Origin of the sequence: Bacillus sp. HY001, from assembly GCF_007558965.1 — a bacterium.
Lineage (GTDB): Bacteria > Bacillota > Bacilli > Bacillales > Bacillaceae_G > Bacillus_A > Bacillus_A mobilis.
The window spans coordinates 1-6,531 of record NZ_VLTE01000131.1; the positions used below are offsets into that span (position 1 = coordinate 1).

3 protein-coding genes and 2 pseudogenes are annotated in these 6,531 nt (G+C 33.3%); all 5 read right to left on the minus strand.

What is annotated here, in order from left to right; translation table 11 throughout:
* Nucleotides 1-457 (minus strand): recombinase family protein (locus FOT98_RS29100; RefSeq protein ID WP_078387099.1); only part of this gene is annotated, 457 nt, incomplete at its 3' end.
* Between the two features lie 375 nt (nucleotides 458-832).
* Nucleotides 833-1,963: a Ger(x)C family spore germination protein gene (locus FOT98_RS29105; protein ID WP_000702268.1), complete on the minus strand. Its 1,131-nt coding sequence runs from the start codon at nucleotides 1,961-1,963 to the stop codon at nucleotides 833-835.
* A gap of 4 nt (nucleotides 1,964-1,967) precedes the next feature.
* A pseudogene (locus FOT98_RS33535) lies at nucleotides 1,968-3,061 on the minus strand (GerAB/ArcD/ProY family transporter).
* 8 nt (nucleotides 3,062-3,069) lie between these two features.
* Entirely contained in the window at nucleotides 3,070-4,554 is a 1,485-nt protein-coding gene (locus FOT98_RS29115) for a spore germination protein (protein ID WP_000172443.1), read from the minus strand.
* 311 nt (nucleotides 4,555-4,865) lie between these two features.
* Nucleotides 4,866-6,284: pseudogene (locus tag FOT98_RS29125) on the minus strand (DUF4158 domain-containing protein); the annotation flags it as partial.
* Nucleotides 6,285-6,531 lie beyond the last annotated feature (247 nt).

Genomic DNA, 6,531 nt, shown 5'->3' on the forward strand with positions numbered 1-6,531 from the left:
TCTTAACAGCCATTTCCACTTTATCTTCTTTCTTAGTAGGTCTCCCACCTTTCTTTCCTCTTGATCTTGCTGCTTGAAGACCAGACTTTGTTCGTTCACTAATAATATCTCTTTCTAGTTCAGCGATGCTTGCCATTGTACGAAAGAAAAACTTTCCCATTGCGGTTGAAGTGTCAATACTGTCAGTAATTGATACAAAATGTACACCCATATCGTTAAATAATTCGCTCAGTTCTATCAAATGTTTTGTGGAACGTGAAATACGGTCAAGTTTATATACAACAATTTTATCGCCACTTCGTAAAATTTTTAAAAGGTCTTCTAATTGAGGCCTATCTCTTCGTGTGCCAGTTAATTTTTCTTTATAAATCTTCTCAACCCCGAATTGTGTTAATGCATCAACTTGCATATCTAGGTTTTGTTCCTCCGTACTCACTCGCGCGTAACCAAAAATCATAATTAATCACCTACTAAAAACTATTTATATGAATATATTAGCACCAAAAACGGTGTTTGTTATTAAAAATGTTACTTTGATTTTGGGAATGAGTTTTGGTACCAAAGATCAGGGTAAATAGAGTGTGTTTTGCTCCAATAAGGACCAGCCCCATAAATGTCCGTTTATGGGGCTAATTTTATTAAACTAACCAGCCGCAGTATGACTGAAGAGAGCTCTTTTATTTTTGTTCCGCAATAGGGCCAGATTGTTGAATAAGGATTGTAGTTAATTATGGTTTTACATACAATTATTGAACTATTGGAAGATAAGTTTAATATCAACCTCGGTGAGCTCTTCATAAGTAAATGAGGTTCTTCACAAGTAATTCGTGAACTAATCAACTGCCCCAGTTCGTTTTATTTCTACCTTAATATTTGGTTTTAAATTTAATGTGGAATACTTTCCTCTCAAATCTTTTTCATTTAAATTGGAATATTTTCTTATACTTTTTATTTTTCTTCCAATGCCAATTGGATCAGTATTTAATTTTCTAAACTCCTCAAGAATATCCCCGAATTCTTTGTTTAGTTCTTCTTCAATTATTAGCTCCATTTTTTTTATTGATTCCTTATTTTTAAGAGTAACAGAAGGCTGTAATTCTATAGTTGAAACTAAAATAGATGCATTTAAATTAACCGACTCTTCCTGAGATAATTCAACATTTCCGCGGTACTTTATTGGGTGAATTGTAATATTAAATTTATCTCCTTTTTGCTTTTCGACTAGTTTTATTCCCTTTTCTTCTAATACCTCTGCAGGAATATTTAAAGTTATATCCCCCAAAAAAGCATTATGATTGGTGAATAATTTTATATACAGGTTTTTTTTCATGGAAATAGAACCAACTATTTTATCATCCCTAAATAATGCAACCCCATCTAAATAGGGTGCTACACCATTCTCATTCGATAGAATAGGTAAGGTAGGATCGATACCAATTTCATATAGTGTGGAAATAAAATCATGCAAGTTGGAGTTGACTAACATTTCTTTCTTTTCGTGTTTATCCAATAGTTGATAGATATAGGATCCCATTTCGGGATATTCTTCATAGTTTTTATTTTTAATCGTCTCCTCAGCATTATCAGTAATGGCCAAAAAGATTAAAGAACTGATACTGCTATCTCGTTGCATAGTATCCAGAAAAGAAGAAATTCCTACTGTTTCTGCCATATTTTTATTAAACAGTATGGTCCTTAATTGACCAGAAGTAAGGTGGTGGCTTGTCTGTTGTTCTAAATTTTGTCTTATTTGTTTGCTTGTAGTTCCGACGGCAGAAATGGTTACACTCGTCTTTTCTTCTTTACGGTCGAATTGTAACAAGCTAATAGTGCCTTTGTATGTATTCTCATCAAGTAAGTCAAAACCAATAATAGTTGAAATTCCTTGCCTTTCTAATATTTTTTCAGGTGGCATACATGCCGTACAGAGAAAGACACAAAGTAGAATAAGCCGTATTTTCATTTTTTCAACTCCGTTTTGAACGTGAAAAGATTTTAGATTTAATGATTGAAATGAAATATAAGAATATTGGATAGATAAACCATAGGTAAAAGCCTACTTGACCAACTTTATCAATCAAAAGGTTATTGTCGACTCTTTTTGTGATAAAAAAACTCGTGATAAAAATGATTATTGAGATTACCCATATTCCATGTTTTAGTTTTAAATGAAATATTTGTTTAACTCCTTTGGAAGAAATGAATAGGATTATACATAAATTTGGAAAAATAACTAATATCCATAATGAAACTGCTATAGATTCAAAGCGCTCAATAAATGGAAAATGGACAGCGCTTATCATACTGACAATAGGCCAGATCTGTTTTTCTAATTCTTTAGGGCTATAAAATAATATGGAAATAACAGTTGCAATTAAAACAAGAAGTGTGGTAAACCAGATTGCTAATTGACTGAATAGAAGTAGTTTTTTTTCTCCTTTATAAAAGGAAAAATAAAAAATAAAGTCTCAAAACCCAACATTGTATAACTGCTTTTAAAAACTCCTTTCATCATTTCTGACGGAGTTGTCGACATGATGGGTAAAATTCTAGTTAAGTTTATGGAATCAAGTGGTTGATACATCACAAATAGCAGCCATATAGTCATTAAAAAGGATAAGAAGCATATCCCTGCAACTACTCTGAATCCACCTGATACTGCATAAATTGTTATTAATAATAGTGCTAAAGTGCCTACCCATTCATAAACTCCTTCATATCCCCATGTTAGGGACAATTCAACATAACTGATGATGATAGAGTAATGTACAGCAATAAAGTAAATGACAATTAAGGTATTGATGATACTTCCTATAAAGCGACCAAATAAATTTTCGTGTATTTCATAAAGATTACAGTTTCCATGTTTTTTAAGTATGCTAATAATAATCCAAGTGATAATACTAATGAATAGACCGGATAGTAAAACTGAGATCCAAGCATCTTTCTTAGATTCAAGATAAATAATTTTCGGGACTCCAAGTATGCCCATACCAATTTGCGAAGTGTGTATGATAAAGAAAGCCATATAGGCATTTACAAAACTAATATTTGATTTCATTATCCACCTCAAAATTCATCTAAATCTTTTTCTGTTTTTTTAAATCTCCACCTTGTGCGGAATGAATCTTTTGGGCGATTGACAACAGGACGTCTCATATAAAAATGGTGGGGTAGACGTATTAAGAAGTATTTTATATCCTTAATCCTAAAAGGGTATAGAGGTGCAAGATAAGGTTTGTTTAATGATGTCAATTTTAACAAGTGGACCATCATTACACAGACACCGATAATAATCCCATTTAATCCCCAAACACCTGCTAGAATAATGAAAGGAAATCTAGCAATTCTTATAGCAGTGCCCATTTCATAAATAGGAGCCGTAAATGCCCCTAATGCACTAAATGCCACAATAATAATTAAAATGTTGCTAGTTAAACCTGCCTCAACAGTTGCTTGGCCAATAACAATACCTCCAACAATCCCCATTGTTTGCCCTACTTTTGACGGAAGGCGTGCCCCAGCCTCTCTAAGTAATTCAATTAATAATTCGAGTAAAAGTGCTTCTAGCAAAGGTGGAAAAGGAACTTGTGAACGTGATTGCCCAATTATAAGTAACAATTTAGATGGAATTAGTTCAGAGTGAAATGTCATGGTTGCAACATAAAATGCTGTAAGAAATAGTGACCCTGCCATAGCAAATAATCGTATAAATCTTATAAAAGTACTTAAGGACCATCTCAAATATATGTCTTCTGTTGATTCAAAAAACGAAAAAAAATTAGCAGGTCCAATAATAGCAATTGGACTTTCATCTATAAGAACACCAATCCGTCCGTTTAAAATAGAGTAGAGGAATCTATCGGGCAACTCTGTTAATATAAACTGTGGAAAAAATGAGTAATGATTATCTTCAAGACATTGTGCCAATACTGAACTGTCACTTATATTATCAGTTTTTATATTTTCAAACTTCTCCTTAAGTGTTTTAAGTGTGTCATCATCCGCTATATCTTTAAGATATATAATTCTTACTTGCTTCTTAACACGTTCTCCTATTTTTAATTCATCTGTACACAAATTAGAATCATTTAGATTTCGTCTTATAATTTTAATGTTAGAAGATAATGATTCTGTAAACGATATTTTAGGACCGTATACCAATGATTCTGTTTCTGCTTTCTCAATAGATCTTTCAATAGGGTTGGCGCAATTTACCATAAATGCTTTACTTTCGTCTGATAAGTAAATATAAGCGAATCCATTTAAGAGGGAAGAGATAATCTCTTGTTCCTTAAGGTTTTTCTTTACTTCGTTCATTGGTATGTTTTTCAATAAATAAGAGTAAGTTATGTATTCTATCGGAAGTTGTTGAATGTATTTAATTACATACTCATTTAGAAACTCTTGTTTAATTAAATTTTTCATGAAAATAACTTCGAGACAATCTCCACCAACTTCAAGTGTTCTACACATTAAGTCTGGTGATTCGTTGAGGATGTATTTAATTTTTTCATAATTAGGGCAGTTATTTTTATTTAGATGGAGTGTCATTTGAATCATATCCTTCAATAGTTTTTTTTTAGTATTTGAAGTAGGAATCATTTTATACTTGTTTTAATAAAGAAGTAAGGATTGAGAGTAATTTTAGGACCTATGGTTCTGAAACGAATATGGAACAAGGAATTTTAGATGGTAACCAACAACATGTTGTAGAAATCAATTGGCCAGAACTAGCTGGTATATATGAGGTTGAATTTAATGAAATGTGGGGCAGTTCTACATTATCTTTTGATAAAGTAAATTCTAACATCAGTACTCGTAAAATCGATAATACAACACATGTTATTGATATTAACGGTAAAACACCGGAGGCGCGTTCGAAGTGTTTGTAAAACAGCAATCTCATAATTGATTCGGTTAACCCTCTCCATTCCCTTACTATCCGTCTCAATAATGATATCCTTCCATTTGGGCTGGATCACTCCTTCAATAGGAACTTCGTCATTAGCTGCAAAAAAACGTTGACCACTATCACCATATTCTCGAATTAGTTGAAGAGCTTCAATGACAGGTTGATGAGATTGATTATTAGATCTGAACGTAAGATTTTTTAAGATATTACAGAAAGCAATCCGATAATGCCCCCGATAGGAAGAATGCATCTTTATATAGATTTTTTCTTTGTATTCTCGGTGATTTCTTGTCATGTCTTTAATAATATCCCGAATTGTTGAAGCGCCTACAATCGGATATAGAGTATCTTGAATAATTCCATCTGGATGATTAACCGTCGCTTTTAATAAGTTGATAATATGTTTATTTTTCCCTTGAACCCTTTCCAACTCTTCTACTGCTTCTTTACGGGTAGTATTCTTGGCCTTATTTCCGAACTTGAGAGTGATTTCATCCAACAGATCAGCTAAATAGTCGATAACTTCAGCATGACGATGCCAAAATAAGATGGCAAGTAAGGTGTAGCGAATGGGTGCTGGATGTGCTCGCAATTCCGTTACAGTCTCAGTAGCTGCACGAAGTCGATATTTCTTTAGTAATTTTGGAGTCATATGATGAAACAAACCATTAGGAATTTGGAGATGTCGTATAGCTAACAGTTTTTTAACCTCCATCTCCATCGCATTTACACTTGGTTTACGAGGAGAAGATAATAGTTGACGAAAAGTTAAAATGTCGGTTTCCTCTCCATCAGAATCCTCATCAGCATGGGACTCAAGTAAAGCATCTAACCGAGTGCACGTCTTAGCAGATAATTGCTGATATGTCATTTTATATAAGCTCTTTTCAAAAGTATCAATGGCAGAGTCAATCATACGCTTTAAGCTCCCAATAGAAGGAGGTTCAACTTTCCATTTACGAAAGAGACTGTATGCTTGGTTTTTTAAATAGTCTGTATCATGTGTAGACTGAACTTGTTCTTCTAACCATTGTCCCAAACGATCATTATCTGTACGTGTAAGCTCCTGAAATCCAAAAAAATCCCTTATATTTTTTCGATGTCGGGTATAAGTCTTTTCTTTTCCACCCCAACTATATTCATCAAATTGATCATGCGAAACATCAAGCTGTTTCGCTATGTACTCGATCACTACTTTTGGGATGTCTTGCTTTTGGCTAGGGAATCTAGCTTTCTGTTGGAAATACTTTAGTAACACGGCAAAGCCCAAACGGTTCGTTTCTGTTTTATTCCCCATAGATAGATGTAGTTCATTTGGCATTAACATAAAGTTTGCTAAAAGCTCTTCTTCATTCCAATTTTTCTTCACTGGTTCTCCCTCTGATCTACATGTTTTTTTAATAGTATAATTTCAAACATAGAGACCATCAAGATAACTAAGAAAAGCAGCAAAGCTAAACCATTTTCCTTTTATTGTAATATATCTGACGGACTAGAGCAGTAACCCTGTGATTAAGCCTGAAAGAATATAGAATGACATTTAAGCACCTACATCAATTGGCTTTGGAAAATGGTGATGCCATTCATCTACTACATGAATGCATAGATTTTCTAAG